The 22,762-nt window shown below is 34.8% G+C and carries 24 protein-coding genes and 3 pseudogenes; 23 read left to right on the top strand and 4 right to left on the bottom strand.

The window, feature by feature from the left end; translation table 11 throughout:
• Nucleotides 1-784: 784 nt before the first annotated feature.
• Nucleotides 785-1,168: pseudogene (locus AC1DS7_RS27280) on the bottom strand (hypothetical protein); the annotation flags it as partial.
• Between the two features lie 29 nt (nucleotides 1,169-1,197).
• Here AC1DS7_RS27280 and AC1DS7_RS27275 point away from each other — a divergent pair.
• The 21 genes and pseudogenes from AC1DS7_RS27275 to AC1DS7_RS27175 form a co-directional block, all read left to right on the top strand.
• A complete protein-coding gene (locus AC1DS7_RS27275) occupies nucleotides 1,198-2,265 on the top strand; it encodes a bifunctional lytic transglycosylase/C40 family peptidase (protein ID WP_476999333.1) in 1,068 nt (355 codons plus the stop codon).
• A 20-nt stretch (nucleotides 2,266-2,285) separates the two neighbouring features.
• Nucleotides 2,286-2,558: a hypothetical protein gene (locus tag AC1DS7_RS27270; RefSeq protein WP_340780491.1), complete on the top strand. Its 273-nt coding sequence runs from the start codon at nucleotides 2,286-2,288 to the stop codon at nucleotides 2,556-2,558.
• 13 nt (nucleotides 2,559-2,571) lie between these two features.
• On the top strand, nucleotides 2,572-3,150 hold the full coding sequence (locus AC1DS7_RS27265; RefSeq protein ID WP_340780492.1) for a MerR family transcriptional regulator: 579 nt from the start codon (nucleotides 2,572-2,574) through the stop codon (nucleotides 3,148-3,150).
• Between the two features lie 21 nt (nucleotides 3,151-3,171).
• Nucleotides 3,172-4,068, top strand: coding sequence for a hypothetical protein (locus tag AC1DS7_RS27260; protein ID WP_340780493.1), 897 nt, complete (start codon nucleotides 3,172-3,174; stop codon nucleotides 4,066-4,068).
• Between the two features lie 259 nt (nucleotides 4,069-4,327).
• Nucleotides 4,328-4,588: a hypothetical protein gene (locus AC1DS7_RS27255; protein ID WP_002130410.1), complete on the top strand. Its 261-nt coding sequence runs from the start codon at nucleotides 4,328-4,330 to the stop codon at nucleotides 4,586-4,588.
• The gene (mobP2, locus tag AC1DS7_RS27250; RefSeq protein WP_476999332.1) at nucleotides 4,581-5,774 is read left to right on the top strand and encodes a MobP2 family relaxase; all 1,194 of its coding nucleotides are present in this window, start codon (nucleotides 4,581-4,583) and stop codon (nucleotides 5,772-5,774) included. Before AC1DS7_RS27255 ends, mobP2 begins: the two co-directional genes overlap by 8 nt.
• Nucleotides 5,775-6,206 (top strand): hypothetical protein, encoded by a 432-nt coding sequence (locus tag AC1DS7_RS27245; protein ID WP_476999331.1) that lies wholly within the window; start codon nucleotides 5,775-5,777, stop codon nucleotides 6,204-6,206.
• Nucleotides 6,207-6,248: 42 nt separating this feature from the next.
• Nucleotides 6,249-6,524 (top strand): hypothetical protein, encoded by a 276-nt coding sequence (locus AC1DS7_RS27240; RefSeq protein ID WP_476999330.1) that lies wholly within the window; start codon nucleotides 6,249-6,251, stop codon nucleotides 6,522-6,524.
• Nucleotides 6,517-7,248: an ArdC family protein gene (locus tag AC1DS7_RS27235; protein ID WP_476999329.1), complete on the top strand. Its 732-nt coding sequence runs from the start codon at nucleotides 6,517-6,519 to the stop codon at nucleotides 7,246-7,248. Before AC1DS7_RS27240 ends, AC1DS7_RS27235 begins: the two co-directional genes overlap by 8 nt.
• On the top strand, nucleotides 7,245-9,512 hold the full coding sequence (locus AC1DS7_RS27230) for an LPD25 domain-containing protein (protein ID WP_476999328.1): 2,268 nt from the start codon (nucleotides 7,245-7,247) through the stop codon (nucleotides 9,510-9,512). The genes AC1DS7_RS27235 and AC1DS7_RS27230 overlap by 4 nt, the downstream gene beginning before the upstream one ends.
• A 144-nt stretch (nucleotides 9,513-9,656) precedes the next feature.
• The gene (locus AC1DS7_RS27225) at nucleotides 9,657-9,791 is read left to right on the top strand and encodes a hypothetical protein (RefSeq protein ID WP_002090372.1); all 135 of its coding nucleotides are present in this window, start codon (nucleotides 9,657-9,659) and stop codon (nucleotides 9,789-9,791) included.
• A gap of 15 nt (nucleotides 9,792-9,806) precedes the next feature.
• A pseudogene (locus AC1DS7_RS27220) lies at nucleotides 9,807-12,463 on the top strand (type IA DNA topoisomerase).
• Nucleotides 12,464-12,560: 97 nt separating this feature from the next.
• The gene (locus AC1DS7_RS27215) at nucleotides 12,561-13,541 is read left to right on the top strand and encodes a DUF3991 domain-containing protein (protein WP_476999327.1); all 981 of its coding nucleotides are present in this window, start codon (nucleotides 12,561-12,563) and stop codon (nucleotides 13,539-13,541) included.
• The gene (locus tag AC1DS7_RS27210) at nucleotides 13,534-14,196 is read left to right on the top strand and encodes a restriction endonuclease (protein WP_476999326.1); all 663 of its coding nucleotides are present in this window, start codon (nucleotides 13,534-13,536) and stop codon (nucleotides 14,194-14,196) included. Before AC1DS7_RS27215 ends, AC1DS7_RS27210 begins: the two co-directional genes overlap by 8 nt.
• Before the next feature lie 303 nt (nucleotides 14,197-14,499).
• Complete coding sequence (locus AC1DS7_RS27205; RefSeq protein ID WP_002130399.1) at nucleotides 14,500-14,688, top strand: hypothetical protein; 189 nt, start codon at nucleotides 14,500-14,502, stop codon at nucleotides 14,686-14,688.
• A gap of 300 nt (nucleotides 14,689-14,988) precedes the next feature.
• Nucleotides 14,989-15,231 (top strand): helix-turn-helix domain-containing protein, encoded by a 243-nt coding sequence (locus AC1DS7_RS27200; protein ID WP_002130397.1) that lies wholly within the window; start codon nucleotides 14,989-14,991, stop codon nucleotides 15,229-15,231.
• A 176-nt stretch (nucleotides 15,232-15,407) separates the two neighbouring features.
• Nucleotides 15,408-15,686 carry an AbrB/MazE/SpoVT family DNA-binding domain-containing protein gene (locus AC1DS7_RS27195; RefSeq protein WP_002090664.1) on the top strand — a complete coding sequence of 93 codons (279 nt, stop codon included), beginning with the start codon at nucleotides 15,408-15,410 and terminating at the stop codon, nucleotides 15,684-15,686.
• A 199-nt stretch (nucleotides 15,687-15,885) separates the two neighbouring features.
• On the top strand, nucleotides 15,886-16,251 hold the full coding sequence (locus AC1DS7_RS27190; RefSeq protein WP_215601354.1) for a cupin domain-containing protein: 366 nt from the start codon (nucleotides 15,886-15,888) through the stop codon (nucleotides 16,249-16,251).
• 512 nt (nucleotides 16,252-16,763) lie between these two features.
• Nucleotides 16,764-17,099, top strand: coding sequence for a transposase (locus AC1DS7_RS27185; RefSeq protein WP_476999325.1), 336 nt, complete (start codon nucleotides 16,764-16,766; stop codon nucleotides 17,097-17,099).
• A 27-nt stretch (nucleotides 17,100-17,126) separates the two neighbouring features.
• Nucleotides 17,127-17,315, top strand: coding sequence for an RNA chaperone Hfq (gene hfq / locus AC1DS7_RS27180; protein ID WP_097810650.1), 189 nt, complete (start codon nucleotides 17,127-17,129; stop codon nucleotides 17,313-17,315).
• 98 nt (nucleotides 17,316-17,413) lie between these two features.
• Nucleotides 17,414-17,632, top strand: a pseudogene (locus tag AC1DS7_RS27175) (arsenic resistance protein); the annotation flags it as partial.
• On the opposite strand, the gene AC1DS7_RS27170 reads toward AC1DS7_RS27175, so the two are convergent.
• The 3 genes from AC1DS7_RS27170 to AC1DS7_RS27160 form a co-directional block, all read right to left on the bottom strand.
• On the bottom strand, nucleotides 17,611-18,885 hold the full coding sequence (locus tag AC1DS7_RS27170; protein WP_215601280.1) for an MFS transporter: 1,275 nt from the start codon (nucleotides 18,883-18,885) through the stop codon (nucleotides 17,611-17,613). The pseudogene AC1DS7_RS27175 and the gene AC1DS7_RS27170 sit on opposite strands and share 22 nt — an antisense overlap.
• Nucleotides 18,886-18,950: 65 nt before the next feature.
• On the bottom strand, nucleotides 18,951-19,247 hold the full coding sequence (locus AC1DS7_RS27165) for a DsrE family protein (protein WP_476999324.1): 297 nt from the start codon (nucleotides 19,245-19,247) through the stop codon (nucleotides 18,951-18,953).
• 24 nt (nucleotides 19,248-19,271) lie between these two features.
• Nucleotides 19,272-19,922 carry an ArsR/SmtB family transcription factor gene (locus tag AC1DS7_RS27160; protein WP_215601282.1) on the bottom strand — a complete coding sequence of 217 codons (651 nt, stop codon included), beginning with the start codon at nucleotides 19,920-19,922 and terminating at the stop codon, nucleotides 19,272-19,274.
• 925 nt (nucleotides 19,923-20,847) lie between these two features.
• Between AC1DS7_RS27160 and AC1DS7_RS27155 the strand changes: the two genes are divergently transcribed.
• Both AC1DS7_RS27155 and AC1DS7_RS27150 read left to right on the top strand, forming a co-directional pair.
• Entirely contained in the window at nucleotides 20,848-21,645 is a 798-nt protein-coding gene (locus AC1DS7_RS27155; RefSeq protein WP_476999323.1) for a phosphotransferase, read from the top strand.
• Nucleotides 21,646-21,758: 113 nt separating this feature from the next.
• Nucleotides 21,759-22,762, top strand: a 1,004-nt coding sequence (locus AC1DS7_RS27150) for an IS4 family transposase (RefSeq protein WP_476999322.1), incomplete at its 3' end; no start/stop codon positions are given.

Here is a 22,762-nt window from a genome sequence, read left to right as displayed (position 1 = left end):
AAAAGGAAAATTAGTTCAAATAGAAGCATTATCAGTATGAACTAAAGGGAAGAGATGTATTAATTGCTCAGACAACAATTATACGCTGAGTTTATCCATATAGGCCTTAATTAGAAGAGACAATACAATATCATCTTAAAGGAACAAACAACTCATGAGGAGTCGATAAAACCTATATTAGAGTAAAAAGAAAACTTATTTTGTCGAACAAGTCTGTCTAAGATCAAAAACACTTTATTCATAAAGTGTTTGGTTTAGTTTCATAAGCTAAAAATGTAGAAAAAATTTCTACTCTATGTTTTTATAATTTAATTTTGTATCAGAACCATAATTAAATTATAAAAATTATGGAAACCATCCAATTGAAGTTTACAAGATTCCCTTTGTATATTGAAAATATGCCAAGCTTTCTAAAGAAATGACAAAAAATATAGAATACTATATTTAATAAATCTTGTTTTAGAAATTAAAATAAATAAAAACATTAGAATTAATTTTTGATCTTTCATACTTACTGCAGCAAGCTATTGAAGATTTAAGCTTAGTAAATTTCAAAGTTAATCCATTGGTAAATAAATGAATATTTAGTATCTATTAAATGTAATTTCTATAGTAGAGTTACCTGGAAACTGATAACAGTTCACAGAAAACGAGTACGGCTATTGAAGATTTTTGTGTTGAAAAATACTAAGATTCTAGAAAACTATAAGAGGACATGACAAATAACCTTGCTGTATATGATTATTTTGAGCAAGGCTATTTGTCATTGGATTTTTTTAAAAATTTAGCTGTTCTCTTCTAAAAAGTTAAAGAAAATAAACTTACGATTATTATTTGCACCCAAAAACGAGTTTGTTTTTTTGGTATGACGTTTTCTACGTTCTTGATTCTGTTTAGATTTTTGATTAAACATCTTTATGAAATGCGCAGGATTGCTGATTTCAGCTGTATTAAACTGAAACCATTGCACACATTCTTCAATATCCCATCTTGTGTAGCGATCGATATCAGGTGGCAGTCTTAAAGCAATTATGTACGCATCATTTTCGGAAAGGTATGTTAATTCTTGACTCAAAATGTAATAATATGCTTTTTTCTGATCATCACTTAAGTAATCGTTTAAGTCTTGCAATCTGTTTTTATCTTCTTTTGATTGAATATCCGTGGAAATGGCTCATCACTTTAGCTCTAATTGTGATGGGTCTTTTTTCTTTTCTTTTACTTGGAGTTATGAGTATTTTTATTGCGGCAATGGGTGGAGAGAGTGGAACGGACGCAGGCGATATTACGTATACAGGTGAAGGGCAAGTCATGAATGTTTCACCCGAAGTTTTAAAATGGGAACCTACGATTCGGAAGCATGCGAAAGCCTTTGGCGTAGAACCGTTTGTCGCTTTAATGCTTGCACAAATGATGCAGGAAAGCGGAGGACGTGGCAGCGATCCGATGCAATCATCAGAGGGTGCTTTTAATACGAAATATTGTAAATCACCAAACTGTATTACAGATCCAGATTACAGTATTTGGGCTGGTGTACAGGAGTTTAAACATGCGATAGAAAGAGCCGGAGTAACGAGTCCAGGGGACATGGATCATATCAAAACAGCCCTCCAAGCGTACAACTTCGGAACAGGTTTTTTTGATTTTGTTAATTCAAATGGTGGTAAATATACAAAGGAATTAGCCATAAAATTCTCACAGGAGCAATACAACAAAGTAGCCCACACGGGTATGTATCATTGCCTTAGACCAGAAGCCGTACCGTATCAAGCGTGTTATGGCGATATATTGTATGTTGATGCGGTTTTAAAATATTATCAGCCGGGTTCTGTTGCTTCTGGTGGAGGAGGAAATCCAGGCAGTGGAGGAAGTAGCGGTTCAAAAGTTGCCGATGTAGGTCGCCAATGGATAGGGCGTTCTACCTATGTATTTGGTGGAGGACGTAACACAAATGACATCGCAAGAGGGATTTTTGATTGTAGTAGTTTTGTACGTTGGGCATTCGAACAAGTAGGGATGTATACCAGTCCGATAGGAGCTGTAAGTACGGAAACATTAAATAAAATCGGTACAAAAGTATCAGCAAATGATATGAAACCGGGCGATGTTATTTTCTTTGATACCTACAAACATGACGGACACGTTGGCATTGTAATTGATAAAAATACTTTCATTGGATGCCAAACAAATAAAGGGGTTTCCATTGAAGATTTAAATAATCCGTATTGGCAAAAAGTCTTTTCTGGTCATGTAAGGCGATTCTAGAAAAATAGGAGTGTGAAAAAATGTTGTCGTTAAATAGATCGAAAGTATATCTGTTCTTAATGGTTATGGCTGTCAATCTAGTATTAGGTCTTGTAAGTGTAAATATTGATTTAATCGTTGCGGTTCCGTTCTTAGCACTTACGGTATTTATTGCAGTTAATGATGAAATTTTAGAGGAAGCTACAAAAGGGAAAGTAACCACATTATTTAAAAAGAAGACAGAACTAATGTTACTAATCTTGTTATGTCTTCTTTGTTTTTGTTCAGGGATTTTAATTTATAGAATCATGTAAAGGAGGAATTGATATGAAGGATAAACGGAAATTTTTATTTATTGTGTTTGTCATTTTAGTTGTAGGTGTGACAGCTTTTAATATCTATTTGAGCAAAAAATCAATGAGTGATGGCAAGGAAAAACAGTTAAAACTTTCAAATGAATTACTAACAAAACAAAATGAAGACTTAAAAAAACGACTTGATAAGGTGCTTCCTTCCGCACAAGAACAACAGAGAAGGACGTACTTATCGACAGCCGAAACGTTCATTCAATTATCATTTCACCGAGAAAAAGAAGGGTACAGTGAGCGAAAAGAAAAGGCAAAATCCATTATGAGCGAAGAACTTTTACAACAATTCTATCCCACTGACAAATACGAATTAGGAGATACGTATAAAACAAAACCAATAGAAATGAAGTTTTATTTACAAGAAAATGAACCCGATAAAGAAGAAGTAAATGTGTTAGCTGAATTTATAAATGTCACGACAGATTCAACGCAAAATCGAGAAGAAAAAGTAAACAATGTGTTGCGGATTATTATAAAAAAAGAAAAGGAAACATGGCGAGTTACAAGTGTAGAAGAGTTAAATATGAAAGTTTTATAACGAAAAAGGTGGGGTGAGAGTGTGATAGGTGCAATTGGTAAGAAAAGTGAAAGAATCAATCTAAGAAAAAATAAGTCGTGGGTCTACCTAACAATTATCAGCTTTCTATTTTTGGGTTTTTTCGCTTTTTTGACGTCTAAAATTTACATGCCAAATGATGAAAAACTATTCCATACGGAAACAAATAAAGTAGTCAAGTTATCGGGAATGGGAAAATTGATTGTAGAACAAAGGGAATACAATCCACACAAGAACTTTATACAAATTCGCTTTCGGATAGAAGGATATGAGGAAACAGGATTTACATTTAAAGCACAAGAAAAAACAAAGTCTGGTGTTCAATTACCTGTCAAAGTGTTGTATGAAGAGAACGGAAATTATGTGGTAGAAGTAAAAGAGTTATCTCCGAATTGGGGAGCGTTAGCTTTCGATATTTACAATAAAAATGGTGAAAAAGAACAAATGGATATTCGTAAATTTACGCAAGATGTTAACGAATATGAAGAAGAAAATGCAGCAACAAAAAGTCCGAATAAACTCGTTCAAACGATTTTTACCGATCAGAGAAAAATAAAAGCAACTGATGAATTATTAGCTGAAGATAAAAAAACATATGAGCTAGATTTTATAGAAAGAGACAAAAAAGATATCGAAACAAAAATCAAAAATTATGGGAAAGCAATCAAACTGGAAGAAGAAAATGCGAAGACAGTCTATGAAAAAGTAAAAGAATTAAAAGATGAAATGAAGTACCAAACTGAAGCGGAAAAAACGGAAATACAATCAAAAATAGCATCCTTAGAATCTAAAATAAAATCATCAGAAAAGAACGTTGAATTGTTTAAAGGGGAACAAAAAATTGCACGAGATAAGATAAAAAAATTAGACGAAAAGGCACAAGGAATTAATAAAAAGTGAAAAAAGATGTAGGGACATGATGGAGACATTAAGGCGAAATAAGGGGACATGAAAGGGACATTTAGAAAAAGTAACGGGACGTGGTGGAGACATTAATGATAAAGATAGGGACGTAATGGGGACATTCAACTTCTTTTCTTGTTCCCATCGTTTTGCTAGGCTCCGCCTAGCTTCACACCTTAGGTGGGAACAAAAACCCCTTATGCTCTTCTAACTATTTTTTGATCTCTACCCACAATTGCAGAAAGGAGAGGGAAATGTGGAAATCAGAATTAGAGAAGTAGATCCAATTGCCGTAAAGAAAATAGATGAAATTGCAAAGAGGAAAGGATTATCCAGGCAAAAATTTTTGAAAGCTCAAATTGAAATGCTGGCATTTTTTCAGCAACAAAATAAAAGGGAAATGGAATTAGAAAATCTAGTTGAAAAGAACATCCATATGATGAGTGATTGTTATAGCGCAATGGAAAAAATGAATGAGTTTATTCAAATGATGATGCAGGATGTTGAGAATGAGTAATGCTGTTCCTGTTCAGTCTTCCATCACACCAGGTGTTGTTTTAAAAACGAAATTTGTGTTACCAAGTTCGGACGCTTTTCAGAACTATATTGATTATGTAGATCGGGAGGAAGCGAAAAGTGAAGTGAAGCTGAATCCGAAAATGTTCGAAACGTATCAAGACTATATGGGGAATTCAGAAAAGACATCGGCACTATTTACGGAACACGCAAATCGTTTAACAGAAAGTGAAAAAAAATCCTTAAAGGAAATGTTTAAAACCGCTCATGAGAATGGAAGTATCATGTGGCAAGATGTCATTTCTTTTCATAATCCCTGGTTAGAGAAACAAGGGATTTATGATGAGAAAACAAAAACGTTGGATGAAAAAAAGTTAATGGATGTAACACGGCTTGCGATGAAGGAAATGCAAAAAAGAGAGGGGTTGGAAAAAAGCTCTATCTGGTCGGCAGCCATTCATTTTAATACGGATAATATTCACATTCATGTGGCAACTGTTGAACCATTTCCAACGAGAGAACGTGGTAAAAGAAAACCCAAAACATTAGATGCGATGAAGGGAAAAGTCGTAAACAATTTGTTAGATCGTAAGCAGGAACAAAAACAAATTAATAATCTGATTCGAAACAATATGGTGGGAAGTAAAAAAGAGGATTCCGTTTTTGATTGGCGCAATCAACATCTGAAACCGTTGTTTTTACAAATTTATAAACAGTTACCAAGTGATAAAAGACAATGGCAATATAGTTACAATACTATTCAACCATTAAAGCCAAAAATTGATGAATTAAGCAGTCGATATATTCAACATCATCATAAAAAAGATTACGATCAGTTTCTCCAAAAGTTAGATAAAGAAGTGAAAGTTTTTAAAGAAGCATATGGGGAAGGAAAGTATGATAAAAAGCAATATGAAAATTACAAGACGAATAAAATTAATGACTTGTATAAAAGAATGGGTAACGCCTTTTTACAAGAAATGAAGGCATATGATAAAGAACAAAAGAGAATCCATCACATGAAAAAATCAAAGCCGTTTCAAAAATTTCAACAGAATGTATCTATTCGGTATTCTATGAGGAAAGTGGAACGTGCTTTTAAAAGTGAATATGAAAGCTGGAAGAACCAAAAGTATTATGAGCGTATGCAGAAAGAAAGTGCATATCAAAATGAAAGGGGTTATTAAATGAGTACAATTAGAAGACAGGTAACGATGGATCAAGCGACAGAGGATTATATAAAGGATTATATGGAGGAACACGGAATTCGATATACAGGGGAAGCAATGGGAAGAATTTGCAAGGAACATGAAGCAGCCAAAAGCACAGAATGGTCACTAAATTATATAACGGAAGTAGTATCGAATAACTTACACGATGTGTTAAAAAGTGAGCTGACAAAAATTCGTCTTGGTACAAATAGTGCGGATAGAAATACACAAGTTTTAATTGAGTTATTAAATGGTTATTTCTTTTTAGAGAGCGTAGATAGCATTATTACGACTGATAAACAAGAGATGGGAAGTGTGAAGATAGCAAAAGAAGTCGTAGCGGAACGAATTAGTCATGCAAGACAAAAACGTATAGATCATGAGGCATCAAAGAACAATGTAACGTAAGCTACATTGTTTCTTTTTATAAAAAAACAGGAGGTTATTAGGATGTTATTATTTCATGAAGATATCGCATTAGGGGTCATTAAAGAGATTGGAGAAGGTGAACTTGTTTTACTTGTAAAAAAGGAAGAATTAACAATCAAAATTACACGAGAACAAGAGGAAGAACTTGCAGTTCATGTCATGAATCAAGAGAATATGTTAGTTCCGGTTAATGTAAAAACACATACGCTTTTCTTTGATACAACAGAAAGATGGAATGAAGAAGAAATGGAGGAATTGCAAAAAGCGAGTGAGAGATTAGGAGAAGATCATGAGTAAAAGTTATAAGAAAAAGTATCCAACGAAATCACCAGAAGAGAAGAAAGAAGCGGTGCAAGCTTTAACAAAAAAGATGGAAAAAAGCGTAGAAGGTTATTTCCGTACACCGGGAGATTTAAAAGAATATTTAACGTTTATGGCAAAGTTTTATCACTATTCACCATCTAATATTTCATTAATACAGAGTCAATTCGAGGGAGCCAGGGCAGTGGGTTCCTTTTCTTTTTGGAAAGAAAAAGGATTTCCGGTTAAGAAGGGTGAGAAAGGAATTAAAATCCTTGTTCCAAACCGAACTGTAGCAAAATTCAAAGACAAAGAAGGTACTTGGAAAACAGTAACTAAAGCAAGTGAGGAAGAGAAAAAACAAATCGAATCTAAAAGCGTAGAAGTGATACCTGGTCGCTTATATTTTGCTGTCGGTCATGTGTTTGATGTGTCCCAAACGAACGCAAAAGCGGAAGATCTCCCTCGTATATTTCCGAATCGTTGGCTAGAAGGAAGTGTAACAGATTACAAGAGTTTGTACAGAGGAATGGAAGCCATTGCGGAAAAGAACAGTGTGAAAATTATTGCACCAAAAGCAGAGTTGGGTGTTTCAAAGGGTGTAAGTTACACCTTAACAAAAGAAGTCGCCTTGAATCCACGAAACAGTGAATTGCAAAATGTAAAACCTTACTTCATGAATTGGCACACGCCAAACTTCATACAGCAGAGACACATATGAATTACACAGCACCAGAAAAAGAGTTCCAAGCAGAAATGACAGCTTATGCCGTTTCTTCTTATTTTGGGATTGATACAAGCGAATATTCCTTAGAGTATTTAGCGAGCTGGACACAAGGAAAAGAAATGAAAGATAAAACCAAGTTGTTGAAAGAAGTACATGAAACTTCGATTGAATTTATTGAAACAATTGAAAATACGTTAGAAAAGGCAAAAGAAAAAACAAATGAAAAGGGAGTAGATCATATGTCAAAACAAGTGTCTGAACATGAAAAAGATAATTTTGAAATTTTAACAAGTATTCAACAAAATGCACAGCGCAATATTAATGAAAAGTTAGGATTAAATTTTGAAAGGCAGTGGGAAAACTACGAAATACAATTGTCAGAAGATGGACGGGAAATTGAAGGGATTCATCCTAATATGCGATTAACTGTAGGGGAAATGCATGCGATTGTTAATCAATATGGGACTGAAACAGAGAAACAAAGTATAAATGAAATTACAAAAACCCTGGACTTTTTCCTAGAAGAAGATGGCTATGAATATCCTGAATTACGAAAAGAAGAAGTATTAAGAACTCCTATTGCGAAAGTTACTTCAAACCAACAAGAGAATATGAAAGTAGAGTGCATTTCTGGGTATATACAGGATTATCATCAGCAATTTGATTTTGATAATGCTATAAGTCAAACGGTGAATCAAATCAATCATTCTATTTCAGAATCACATAACGATATTATGACAACTAGAAATGAAAAACAGGATGAAAAAAATATTTTATTGGTGGAATACATGAGTTTAAGTAACACGACACAAGAACTCGTTTCCGTTAACCAGTTAAGGGAGCAAGCAGATAGAAATCGAGCGTTTGAACCTGTAGAAGGTTCAGAAAAATTGAGTGATAAAGAATTTATTGATGCATTTAACGTGGCAAATCAAGAAAAGTATGCAGCACTAAATCAGGATGAAATTAATCGTCCTACTATGTTAGTTCAATGGAGCGACAACGAAAATTTTAAGAGTAATCAACTGATCCCATTTGGAGAAGCCAATGAAAAAATGGCTGAAGTCATTTCAAGTATTGAAAAAGCAAGAGAAGAAGCTAGAGAAAGAGGTCAAACCATCCCTTACGATCAAGCTCGTTATCATATTGCCATTCCAAAAGAAGTCGATAGGGATTTTGGAAGAATGGAGCTTGTGAGTATGGATCGTTTCAATATGGGAGATGGGGACTACAAGACACCGTATGAACAAGTATTAAACGAGAAAAGGTATCTATCGGATGAAGTGAAACAATCGTTACGAGATGAGGTAGTGAATCATAGAAATAACAAAGAAATACCGATGGAAAAAGCACAGGAAAGTACATTAGAAAAATCGAAAGACACACCCAATCACTTAGTTACAATTGAAGTATTAGCAAACGGTATGCAAGATGAAGAACTTGCAAGAATCCACATGATGGATGCTGTTACGAAAGATATAAATTATTTGTCTGTATGGAATCAAGACAAAACAGATCGGGACGATTTATATGTTTCCCTAATGGAAAAGAACGGGAACCGAGAAAATGTCTATTTAGATAACATTTTGAAACCAGATTTATATGAAAAGGTTCAAAGTTCTATCTTTGATGGAAGAGGAAACTTGTCATTTGTTGTTTATGAAAAAGATGCAAATATAAGTCTAGATGAAATCGTAAAAGATGAACGATATGGAATTTTAGTTGATAAGGCAGAGGAACAAAAAGATTCTTCATTTAGTGAAAAAGAAGTGGAATTGTATAAAGAAATGAAGAAAGAGGGCTATGCACCTATTGCCTCTTTAGATCAACAAATTCAGCCTTCAAAAGAAAAAGAGTCAACTACGTTAGATAAGGATTTAAGCCGGAAATACGAAGCATACAGACGTTCACAATATGAAGAAACACCAGATAATATTGATAGTATTGTCACTCGTGTAAAAGCTGAAGAGCGGTATTATACAACAAAGTATGTTTCGATTGATAATGAGCTAGTAAGCCAGGAACATATAGTGAAATTAGAAAACCAGGTGGATGAGAAGCTTGGGAAAGAAGGAATAACGGTGAATCAGTCTACAACTTCAAAAGAAATAGATGTAGATAAAAAATTTCAGCCATTGAACGGAAAACAAACGAATCATAAAGAAAAAGACAAAGATCCAGAGTCAGGTAATGTAGAACAGTCGAAGGTTACAAAGAAATCAAGTAGAAAAAAAGAAACAATGGAAATGGAACGATGAAAAATTTTATAAATGGTAAATCAGATTAAATCATTTTTTGTTACTCAATTGAGAAACGGAAAGTGATTTTTTTATATCTAAAAATGAAAGAGGGTAAAAGGAAAAGCCCTCTTTCTCATTTGTAAAACGAAAGGAGCGAATGTCATGAATGTATTGCTGTTTGGGGGCTGTATGTTCCTTGTAGCTGTCTTTTTGAACATGTTGTTATTATTCGGTCACAGAGTAATGAAAAAGCGGAGAAATAAGAAATGGAAGCGTGAAACTGAAATTACAGATTAATAGGAGGTATTACGTATGGGGAAAACATTGTTTATTGCAGAAAAGCCGAAAGTAGCTGTTGAATTATTAAAATCACCTAGATTTAGAAACTCACAAAAGCATCCAGGAAGCAAGCCATATTATGGCTACTATGAAAATGAAAATTACATTATTAGTTGGTGCCGAGGGCATTTATTAGAACTAAAATATCCGGAGGAAATGGATGAAAGGTACAAAGAATTTAATTTTAATCACTTGCCAATTATTTTAGAGCCGGAATATAAAGCGAAATCAGATAGTCTTGAACAAATTGAAATACTGGTTAAGTTGTTAAATCGTCCCGATGTAGATCATGTGGCAAACGCTTGTGACGCGGATAAGGAAGGTGAGCTTATCTATCGTGAAATAGTTGAATATGCAGGTGTGAACAAGCGAGAATCTCGCCTTTTTATCTCTTCCTATGAGGCCGCAGAGTTAGAGGGAGCATTGAACCGATTAGAACCAGGAAAAGACTATGAAGCACTTGCTCAATCGGCTAAAGCAAGGCAATACCTGGACTATATTTTAGGAATTAATGTTACGAGAGGCTGTACATCAAAACTAGCAAAAAACCAATTCTTATTGGCTTCTGGTCGTGTTCAAATGTGTATCTTGAATGAAATCCGTCAAAGGGAAATTGCAATTCAAAACTATAAAGAACAAACCTATTACAATTTGAAGCTACTAACCGAAAATGGTTTATCACCAGTAATGAAAACAGAAGAACAACTGATAGATCCATCGCCACTACAAAAGCTTGGAGATAGCTTGAAAGGAACGGATGCAATCGTAACGGAATTTAAAGAAAGTACGAGAAAAAAGAAACCAAAATTATTGTATAACTTAACTGACATTTACAAAGATGCTCACGCCAAACTGAAGATAAATGCGGAAACAGCAAAGAAACATATTCAGAGTTTGTATGAAGAAGGTTTTATTACTTACCCTCGCTCTTCATCTAGGCATTTACCTACTGAACAAGTGGAACGAGTGAAGGAAGTAATGGCAGCGTTAGAAAAAAGCTCCTATGCAAATCTTGTACAACAAGTAATCCCATCTTCTATTACGAAAAAACACTCTACATTTAATGATGAATTAGTCAGTAGTCACTTTGCCATCATCCCAACAACAAAATTATATGTCGGGACCAACCGAAATCCATTAGAAAAACAGTTATATGACTTGATTGTAAAACGATTTATCGGGAATTTTATGAAACCAGCAATCTATCTGGTGAGAGAAGTACATTTTATAGATCAAGAGGGCAACACATACAGTACAAAAGAAAAGATCCTACAAGAGAAAGGGTTTCTAAGTGTGTTTCAAGAGGATATAGAAGAGGGATCAGTTGAAGCATTTCAGATACCTATTTTACGAGAAGGAGATTCTTTCAGAATCGTTCAGTATGACTTGATTGAGTCTCGAACCAAGAAACCAGCCTTTCATACGGAAAGTTCCATTTTAACCTTTATGGAGACAGCAGGGCGTAAATTAGATGATGAACATTTGAAAGAACTTATGAAAGGAAAACGGATTGGGACAGTCGCAACGGAAGAAACGTTTATTCCGAAATTGTTAGAGCGAAGCTATATTGATGTTACCAACAGTCAGATTCGAACCACTAATATTGGTCGTGCGTTTATAGATGCTTTTCCGGTAGATGAAATCAAAAATCCAGCTTATACGGCTGAAATGGAAGGGATGATCTACATGATCGAAAAGAAAGAAATGAAATATGAGGAATTCGTAGAGCAAACAAATACGTTTGTAAAAGACACGGTGGAACAATTAGGCGCAATGGATGATAAGGTGTCGGATAGCATTATTAATACCTGGAATCAGCAAATTGAGGTGTGTAAATGCCCTTGTAGAAAAGGAAAAATCCTTCATAAAGGAAATTTTTATGGTGCAGTACTTATCCAGAATGTGAAATTTCCTTACCAAAGAAAATTAAAGAAAAAGCGATTCCGGAGGCGCAAGCGAAAAAGCTGTTTGAGGATAAGAAAACAGACCTTTTAAAAGGATTTAAGTCCAATGAGAAAGAGTTTTCCGCTTATCTAGTGTTACATGAAGGAAATATCAAATTTCAGTTTCCAACACAAGAGGAGCTGTCATTTGGTAAATGCCCAAAATGTAAAAAAGGTGAGATCCTTCATCGTAAAACGTTTTATGGATGCACGGAGCATAAAAACGGATGTGATTTTATGTTACCAGCAAAGATGAAAGGGAAAGCGATCCCTGGTAATCAAATGAAAAAGCTGATTCAGTATAAAACAACAGATTTTATAAATGGCTTTGAAGGGGAAAAAGGAGAATTTACAGCAGCTATCTATATGGAAGCGGACGGAAGTTTGAAATTCCGTTTTCCAACGACTGAAGATCGTACAATTGGCAAATGTCCATTATGTAAGAGTAGAGTTCTTGTAGGGAAAAGTAACTACTTATGTGAGAAATACAAAAAAGGCTGTGACTTCATTATTTTTGGTACATTCTCTGGTAAAAATCTAAGTAGTAACCATGTGAAAAAATTATTAGAGAAGAATGTAACGGATCAGATCAAAGGGTTTATCTCGAACAAAAACGGGAAGAAATTTGATGCTCGTTTATCATACAGCGTACAGGAGAAGCGATTAAAATTCTTATTCGGCAAATAAAAATGAAATGTATCAACTATAAGTAGCAAAAGAGGACTAGGAAACGGAATAGTCCTCTTTTTTATTTCATTTTATAGAGTAAAGGGGGGATTCCGTAATGGCACATGTCAGTACGGAGGATGCGATGAAAGCAAGAAATATTGACTTGATTTCATATCTGGAAGCAAAGGGAGAAACGTTTAAGAAAGAGGGAAACTATTACCGTCATACGGAACATGACAGTCTCATCGTTAAAGGGAATCAATACGCCTGGAATAGTCGTGGCGAAAAGGGCTATGGAGCGATTAGCTTTGCGATGATGTACTATGAAATGACATTTCCGCAAGCTGTATTAGACATCAATAAAGGGGATTACAAAGAGTTTGATCGTTCAAAAGCTGAAGAGGAACGCAAAAAAGAGCAGCAGCCTTTTAGTTATCCAAAACACTTAGAGGTGCCGAAACAAACAGAAATCAAGCAATACTTAATTGATGAGCGGAAAATAGATCCTCGCCTGGTGAACTGGCTGATTAAAAAGGATCTTATCGTCCAGGATAAGAAAAACAATGTCGTGTTCAAATGGAGAGAAGAAGGTGGCAAAGGGCAAGTAATTGGAATGAACCGTCAAGGCACTGTAAAAATGGAGAATAAAAGAGGCAGCTTTAAACAAATCGTCCCGAATTATGAAAAAATCAATGCAGGTTTTACGGTTGATGTGGGTAAGCCGGATAAGATCTATTTTTATGAAGATCCAATCGACATGTTATCTCATTGGAGCATTAAACAAAATAATATCCAAAACGCTCGCCTGGTTTCTATGCATGGTTTGAAGTCCAAAACAGTGATTGAATCTTTAATGGATGCGAAAAAAGAAGGGCACGATATTAAAGAGGTCATTATGGCAGTTGATAATGATAAGGCTGGGAGAGACTTCATTCAAACGATGAAATGCTTTGTAGATCTTAAAGAGGATATTCCAAAGAATGAAAAAGAAGATTGGAACGATGTCCGGAAGAAACAAGTGAGTGGGCAACAGGCAAAAGAAACAGCCCAACCAAAGAAAATGAAACCAATTAAAGAGGTGGAGCGAAGTGTCTAATCTACCAGAAATGCCAAACATATTACAAATTTTGATGTATGGTTTTATCCTTTATGTTCTTTTTCGTATTTGTAAATTCATGTACCGGAAGATCCAGGAGCGAAGAATATTAAAGCGAATGGCTAAGTCTGGTATTCGTTATATAGACAAAATGGACGGACATCAATTCGAAGTATACCTAAAAGCTCTCTTTCGAGAGTTGGGTTATTCTCCAACAGTCACAAAACAGTCAAATGATTTCGGAGCGGATCTGATATTGAAGGGGAAAAATCGTATTGTAATCCAGGCAAAACGCTACGGGATGAAAAATAGAGTCGGCATTAGTGCCGTACAAGAGATATATGCAGCACAAGCCTATTACAAAGCAAATGAGGGCTGGGTTGTAACGAATAGTGTGTATACAAGGCAGGCGAAAGAATTAGCGGAAGCTTGCAATGTAAAACTAATAGATCGTGTAGAACTTCAGAAATTGATTAATAAAATCAATCCCGAATATTCGGCTGAAGATGTGTATCAAGGAGTAAAACCTGCAGAACGGAAATGTCCCACATGTAAACATGATTTAGTCGTTCGTAATTCAAATAAAACAGGAAATAAGTTTTTTGGCTGTTCTCAATATCCTACATGTACACATACAGAACCAATCAATACGTGAGCTGTGATGAAAATCCAGCTCTTTTGTTATTTTTAGGAATTAATTATAAACATCATACTCTCATCAAAAAACGGCTTCTCAGATTCCGTTATAAAAAATGTTTATTTAGAAGTGAATGACATAAGACCTAAACAACAAGAAATGTGTTAAAAGCGAAAAGAAGCGGTTTAAAGCGAGTTAAGGATGTTATTAAGAATTTTTTATAAAATATCTGGAAAAAACAACAAATAACCTTGTAAGGTTGTTTGTTTTACTATATAATAACCTTACAAGGTTATTTTGTAACGATAAGGAGTGAGAATATTGGAGAATACAGTAAAAGAAATCATTGATGATTTAGAGTATCTGTTCAGGAATGGAGAAATTGGCATGGAAGTAAGTAATCCGACTTACTATCAGAGGTTTTGCAAAGTATTGGATGCAACAGAAATGCGCTATGATTTACACATTCACGAATATGATGAGGATTCTCTAGTTGTTAAATTAGTGTAAAATACAAATGTTTAAGGGGTTTATTTTCTTGAAGTATAAAAAGGGGATGAGGAGGAAAAAGATATGAAAATTGGTACATCTGAATGGCTTTCTCTTAGTAAGGATATTAAGCTGAAGTTGATCCGTTTGGCTGTCATAGATAGTAAATTTAAGCAAGCAAAATAAAAACCCTTCATTTGCTTAACAGCAAACAAAGGGCTTGGTTAATGAGTGACTGACTGAAGAAGAAGGAAATCTAGTCCATTTCCTTCTTTATTTATTGTAACATAAGAGGAAAAGCACAAACAAAGGAGAATTCCCATGAAAGAAATTAATAAATACATGACACCATCTGAAGCAGCTTTTTATTGGGGGATTCCTCGTGAGACAATTAAGAATAAATATAGCCCCTCCCTAATGAACGAGAAGCAAATAAATGATTTAGAGCGCATGTTACAAGAAGGTTTAGTGAAGTACTTTTTGCATCCTGAAGGGAAGCGTAAGGAATGGATTATAAGCCGACAGGCAATGTATGAATGGTTTGGAGAACCAAAGGACAAGTAAGAAAGGATGATAATAATGCAAGAGGAAACATTTTCTCTGTGGAGAGGATTCAAGAGTGCATTTAGTTTGATTATTTGGTTTTGGATCATTATGTTTCTCGTGTATGGAGAAAGCCTGTTACAATAGTAAAGAATAACTTGGGTACAAATTGATAATGAAATGGGGAAATATGCTGGATGAAAGCAACCGGAGTAACTAGAAAAGTGGATGAATTAGGGCGTATTGTAATTCCAAAGGAACTTAGAAATACGCTTGGGATTAAAGAAAAATCACCATTAGAGATTTTTGTAGAAGGGGAAGACATCATTTTACAGAAGTATCAGCCTGGTCATGTTTGTGCATTAACAGGAGAAGTGTCAAATCGTAACATAGCATTAGCAAATGGTAAGATAACATTAAGTCCAGAAGGTGCAGAACTATTACTAAAAGAAGTAGAACAGTATCTTGTAAAATAAGTGCTCCTTTCAAGGGGCTTTTTTTGTATAGGTTTAGAATAAAGTTTGATAAAAAGACCTGTTTTGTAGAGTATGTCTTTGTTCAACAATCGGGCGATTTTGTGGAAGATCAGCAGAAACTTTTGAGATCTTAATCAAAATAGTAATTAATCTATCGAAGTTGTAAAATAAGGGTAAGAATAGTTCTGGGGGGATTTATATCAATTATAATGCTATTAATCTAAGCGAGAAACTGTCCAAATTCAGTGAACACTGGTCGCCCAAAGTCATTGGTGAAATGAATGACTATCAGTTTAAGTTAGTTAAGATTCTGGGGGATTTTGTATGGCATGAGCATAAAGACACCGATGAGGTATTCATCGTGATAGACGGCGAGATGTCCATCTCATTCCGCGATGGACAGGTTAAACTTTCCAAAGGAGAAATGTATGTGATACCAAAAGGTGTGGAGCATAAGCCTTATGCTGAAAAGGAATGCCATATAATGCTGGTAGAGCCTAAAGGTGTAGTCAACACTGGTGAAACTAACTCCAAACTAACTGCTGAAAATAATATATGGATTTAAATTAATAATTCAGTTACTTTCTTTGGAGCAACATATAAAAGGAAGTTACATATTTTCCGCAATCGGGCGCTTTAATTGAGTAAGGTTCACAAAAATTATCAACCTTTTTTATAAAAGGTTGATTCAATTGAATATAGAAAAAGCGTGTTTTGATCAATCTTTTTTTCAAAACACGCTTTTTCTATTCGCTCTTTTATCAAGGTTTAGTAAGTTAATTTAATCAAGCTTTATTCAAAAGCTACACTTTGTAAGGGAAATATAAAATTTCACGTACCGTAATGTTTAATAAAAAACAAACTACATAATCAATAGTCTACATTTAATTTTGTGCCTAATTAATCCCCTTAATGGATTCGGTCTCGTCTGTTTTGGATACTATCTTATGTGAAATGGCGATATTATTTTTATTTCGGATAGATTTCTTGCGAAATATGTACCTAGAGCAGTATTTCGATTTAAATGTGATACGATAGTGATATATTCGTTTTGCTAGTAAAGGGGGATGAGTGTCGATGAAAAACCACATAAAAGTAAATGGAAAAATCCTTCAAACAAATAAAGAATGGTCACATCTCAAGCAAAAACAAAAAGAACATATTTCTAATTGGTTACGTAGAGAATATACACAGTTTGTAAAAACATATCATAGAAAACCTAGAAAGTATGAACATGATGAGATTCTTCATGAAGTGATGAATCAAATACAGGAACGTGAAATTTGGATTCCTTATGGTGAAGTAAAAAGATATTATCTAAGCAAAATAGGAAAATGGTTTAGAAAAATAGAAAGTGAATGGGAATCACAAATATCCAACAGTGAAAAGCAGCATGTATTAGAAAAAAAGTAAATATAAACAAACCAGGGGGCGCATTTCATGTTTAATTTACAAGAAGATATGTATGAACAATTGAAAGAGAAAAAAGGGGAAGTTACTGTATTTTTAAAGAATGGCGTTCCAGTACGTGGGCAGATCCTTGCAACAGATAAATTTACCGTCCTAATGATGGTTCATGGTAAACAACAACTAATCTACAAACAAGCAATCTCTACACTTGCTACGTAATACACACTGGACTTATGTGAATATTTCTCAATATTATTACTATGTAAACTATAATATAAGTAATTCTATTTATTGTTTATATTTTGTTATTTCCTGTTGCAGGAAGGACGCTTATTTTTAGTAGTGCTACCCGAAACTCTTTAGTAGTACTTCCCCTTGGACTAGCACTACCTGATATTAGTACTCTAGTTGCTGCTGTAATTGTTACTCAAACTATTGTTGAGCTTATAAGTGAACTTATATATATACGTATTGTGCCGAATGTTCTGTTGCAGAACAAGGAAATTAATCATACCTATTGTTCTTTGCCTTTATGAGACCAAATCACAACAGGTATGAGAATTAAAGATAAAAGTCCTCCACTCAGAGATAATGTTGCATAACTTGTATTCGCTACTATCATTCCCGAAAAAGCGCCGCCAGCAGCCCCTGCTAATGCAATAAAAACATCAAGTGTTCCTTGGGTTTTCGCACGTGTTGAAGGAACCGTAGAATCAACAATTAAAGCGGTACCGCTAATTAAGCCAAAATTCCAGCCCAATCCAAGTAAGGAAAGAGCAAGTATTAATAGAGCTACCGAATCGCTTGGTGCGTATGCTGCTAATAAACCAGCAAATAATAATGTAATACCTGAAGCTATGCTCATAGCTGTTCGCCCTATTTTATCTACAAGAACACCTGTGATAAGCGAAGGAAAATACATAGAACCTATATGAAATCCTATTACAATTCCTACTTCTGCTAAACCGTGTCCATGATGTTTCATATGCACCGGTGTCATAGTCATAATTGCAACCATTACAATTTGAGTAAGAACCATAACTGCAGCACCAACTGCAAGACCTCTTTTATTCATCGTTTTATTAACAGTATTCGAATCATTTTCATACTCAAATTCTTTTTTATAAGCCAATATTTTTTTTGAAATATCTAATGGATCTGGACGGAGCATAATAAAAAGTACTATACCTGCTAAAATAAATGCTGTAGCTGATAAAATGAATGGACCTGCGAGCGATGGAACCCCAATAGAAAGAGCAAAATCCCCCATAATATTCACTAGATTCGGACCTGCGACAGCTCCAAACGTTGTCATAACCATTGTAATACTGATAGCAGTTGCTCGTTGTTTATTATTTGCTAAATCAGTCCCTGCATAACGAGCTTGTAAATTTGCGGCTGTACCTGCACCATAAATCAACAGTGAAGCAAATAAAAGAATTATACTATTTATCATAGCTGCAATAACTACTCCAATTGCACCGATCCCACCAACAATAAAACCAGTTGCGAGACCTATACGACGTCCATAACGTTGAGATAGCCTTCCTACAATTAAAGCAGCACCTGCTGAACCTAACGTAAATAAAGCTGACGGGACTCCTGCATAAGCATCAGTCCCAAGCATTTGTTGTGCTAAAAGAGCGCCTACAGTAATTCCTGCTGCTAGACCAGCCCCACCAAAAATTTGCGATAAACTTACAACGAATAACACTCGTCTATATAATTCCTTTAACTTTTCTGGATAATTTATGTAATTCTCAATTGGATCATGCGCTTTACTAGACATTTATGAACACCTTCTTTATATCTATTGGTATATCTTATTGATTAAAATGTAACGACTTTATCAGCTCATTCTACAACTTTAAGACAATCATCCATCGTAGAAATTGAACATGAAGATGTTCCATCTAGTAATCTTGATTTCAAACATGTTCCACGTGCCAAAAGTTCACCATTTAATTCTTCAAATTTAGTCATTTCTTCTGTAACTTTAAACACTGAATGATCAATATTCTCACATTCAACGGCTTCACCCATTAAAAAAAATTTAACTTCATTTTCTTTTTTTAATGCTGTATTGGCAAACCTAAAAGCATTCCATGCTTTCTCAGGTTCCTTTGTCTCAAAAATGATTCCTAATTTCATTTTTAGTCCCCCTTATTAACATAATTATTTAGCTATTTGTTCCCATTCTTTAACGCCTTCCTCCAACCGAAACGCATTAATTCCCTTTGCCTTCAGAATTTCTACTGCCTCTACTGACATTAAACAATAAGGTCCTCTACAATAAGCAATAACATCACAATTTGCTGGTAAGGAAGATAGCTTCTCTTCTAATTCTTCGATAGGGATGGAAACAGCACCAGGAATATGTGCCTTTTCGTATTCTTCTTTCGGTCGTACATCCAGCAATAAAACTTCACCTTTATCCATTCGATCTTTAAGCTCAGACAGAGTTATTCCTTCTAAGCCAAGTTGATTATTTAGGAATTCTTCTTTTATTTGTTGAACTTGCACAAGTTGCTTTTCTGATAATGTATGCAATGAGATTAAGAAATCTGAAATCACTTCATCAGCTAGTTCGTAAATGACATAGTTTCCTTCCTTTTTAAACTTTACTAACCTTGAATTAAAAAGTGTTTTTAAATGTTGGGAGACATTAGCAACAGACATAGTCGTAGCTTTCGCTAATGTCTCTACAGATTTAGGCCCTTGTGACAAAAGATCAAGAATTTCCAATCGCTTTGGGCTAGATAAACTTTTTCCAACCCTTGCAAACTCTTGATATAATAAATCCTTTAAATTTCTTTCATTAAGCATGTAAAAACCCCTCCAAACTATTCAATAGATTAATTGAATAGTTGAATTATAATTCTAAATATAATCTTCGTCAAATAATTATGTTTTGATTGTTTATAACAAAAGTAACAAAAAGGGGTATTACCTTATTGGTATATTTTGTCTTATTCCCCCTTTTCGGGGGAGGGGCAAAAACACCCTACTTCCTCTTGGACTAGCATTACCTGATATTAGTGCTCTAGTTGCTGCTGTAATTGTTACTCAAACTATTGTTGAGCTTATAAGTGAACTTATTTATATACGTATTGTGCCGAATGTTCTGTTGCAGAACAAGGAAATTAATCATAAAAAAACAAGCGTTTAACATACGCTTGTTTTTTAGTATAGGCCATATTAACAATGACAATTGGCACATAGAAAAACCAGTGGTTCAAGCATATATAGCCGAATTTCCTTAGCGTACGAAATTCGCGTTTTGTTGGTGGAACCCCATTGCTATCAAGCTAAGGTTTTTAAGTACCCCCTAAATGAAAATTTTTTTCTCTGTATTTAGTTATTTTGAGAAATGGGCTCATTCTTTGTTTTTGGGTGTGTACTTTTCTTAAGTTAATAGGCATGGGATAACGTAATTGAAAAACTGTTTTAAATTTTCTTTATTTTTCTAGTAATCTTTGGTAATATTTAATTTAGAGATGTAAAGAAAGGGGAATCTATATTGCACATGTGGAATATCTTGAAATGATTATTTAATTGGATAGAGACAGTAGCGGTCCTTGGTTCTTAAGGATGCGTTTATTTGTCTATCTTAAATCATTCAAGGGATACATGGTGTGGACAATTAAATTCCCATTGCCAAGCAGATACCTTTGTATATCTGCTTTTATTTATGGGCAAAAATACATCTCTATTCACACAATCATAGAGTCCCTAAATTGGGGGAATTTTAATGAGAAATCAGTACGAAAAAGAAGAAGCACTAACAGGAGGAAATGTCTCCAGTGTATATCGTTTTGGGGATACGGTTCGACGAGAATTAAAGCCTGATAGTATTAAAATTCATACATTGCTAAAACACCTTGAAAACAAAGGTTTAAAAGGTGTGCCAAAGTTTCTAGGTATCGATGAAAAAGGAAGAGAGATTTTATCCTTTATTAAAGGAGAAACTGGAAATTATCCGTTAAAAACATACATGTGGTCGGATGAGGCTTTAAAAGATATCGCAAAAATGCTTCGTCTCTATCATGATGCGGTGAGTGATTTTCCAATGGAAGAACGTTGGCAGCCAATTGATAACACTCCACAGCCATTTGAGGTGATGTGCCATAATGATTTTGCCATCTATAACATTATTTTTAATCGCGGAAAACCAGTAGGTGTGATTGATTTTGATTTGGCCGCTCCTGGTCCAAGACTTTGGGATATCGCCTATACGCTTTACACTTGCGTTCCTTTAAGTAGGCTTTATCATACGGAAGCAGGCCAAGCCATTTATTATGATTCGTTAAAGGATCCCGAGCGAATCAAACAAAGGGTTAAATTGTTTTTTGATTCCTATGGCATGGAGGGAATAGAAAAAGGGTTTTTAGAAATGGTATTGCTACGAGTAGAAGGATTATGTAAAACCATACAAAGGAAAGCCAAAGAAGGCGATATGGCGTTTCAAAAAATGATCGAAGAAGGACATTATGATCATTATCAAGAGGAACTTCAATTCATTCGCGAACACGGAAAAGAATGGATTTAAGAGAAAAGTCTTGGTGAATTAATGGATTGTAAGTGATTAAAAAGAAATGCCACCCTAAAATGATAAAATACGCTATTCTTTCTGTAGAATCATAGGAAAGGATGGCGTTTTTTATGTCTGTTTCTGTGTCTGACGAATTACAACTGTTTGCTCAAGAGATTCAAAGTTTTTTATCTCCAAATACCTTACAGGATCTTGCTAGAGATGTTGGTTTTGTACAACGAACCAGTAAGTATCAGGCAAAAGATTTAGTAGCTTTATGTGTATGGATGAGTCAAAGTGTAGCTATGACTTCTTTAACTCAGTTATCTAGCTGTTTAGAAGCATCAACAGAAGTTCTCATCAGTCCTGAAGGACTGAATCAACGGTTTAATGAGGCGGCTGCCCAACTTTTACAACGCCTACTAGCCGAACTACTAAACAAAAAAATGGACGCATCTATGCCGATTTCTTCGCCATACACTTCTGTTTTCAAGCGTATTCGTATTTTAGATTCAACTGCATTTCAACTCCCAGATGTATTTTCATCGGTTTATCCAGGTGCAGGAGGATGCAGCCATACAGCTGGAATAAAAATTCAACTTGAGTATGATTTGTTAAGTGGACAGTTCCTACATATTCATACAGGCCCAGGTAAACAACATGATCGCACTTACGGCTCTCTATGTGCCCCAACTGTGACAGCGAATGATTTATGTATCCGAGATTTAGGCTATTTTCATTTAAAAGACCTTCAATATATACAAGATAGGGAGGCCTACTATATCTCTCGTATCAAGTCGAATACACGTATTTATCAAAAAAATCCTACCCCTGATTATTTTCAAGATGGAAGAATTAAGAAAGGTACAGAGTATATACAGATAGATATGGAGACGTTAATGAACTCCCTTCAACCAGGACAAACATGTGAAATAGCTGATGCTTATGTAGGAATGATTGATAAAATGCCAGCTCGTGTAATTGTTCATCGACTAACAAAACAACAGCAACAAAAACGATTACAAGATCAAACTGTAAGAGAAAAAAAGAAAGGAATGAAGTATTCTCCTCGTAGTAAACGACTCAGTGGTATCAATGTATATATGACAAACACCCCTACAGAACACCCCTACAG

The sequence above is a fragment of the Bacillus sp. P4_E1 genome (assembly GCF_056401715.1).
The sequence above is the reverse complement of the archived record's forward strand: the minus strand, read 5'-3'. Positions and strand labels throughout refer to the sequence as shown.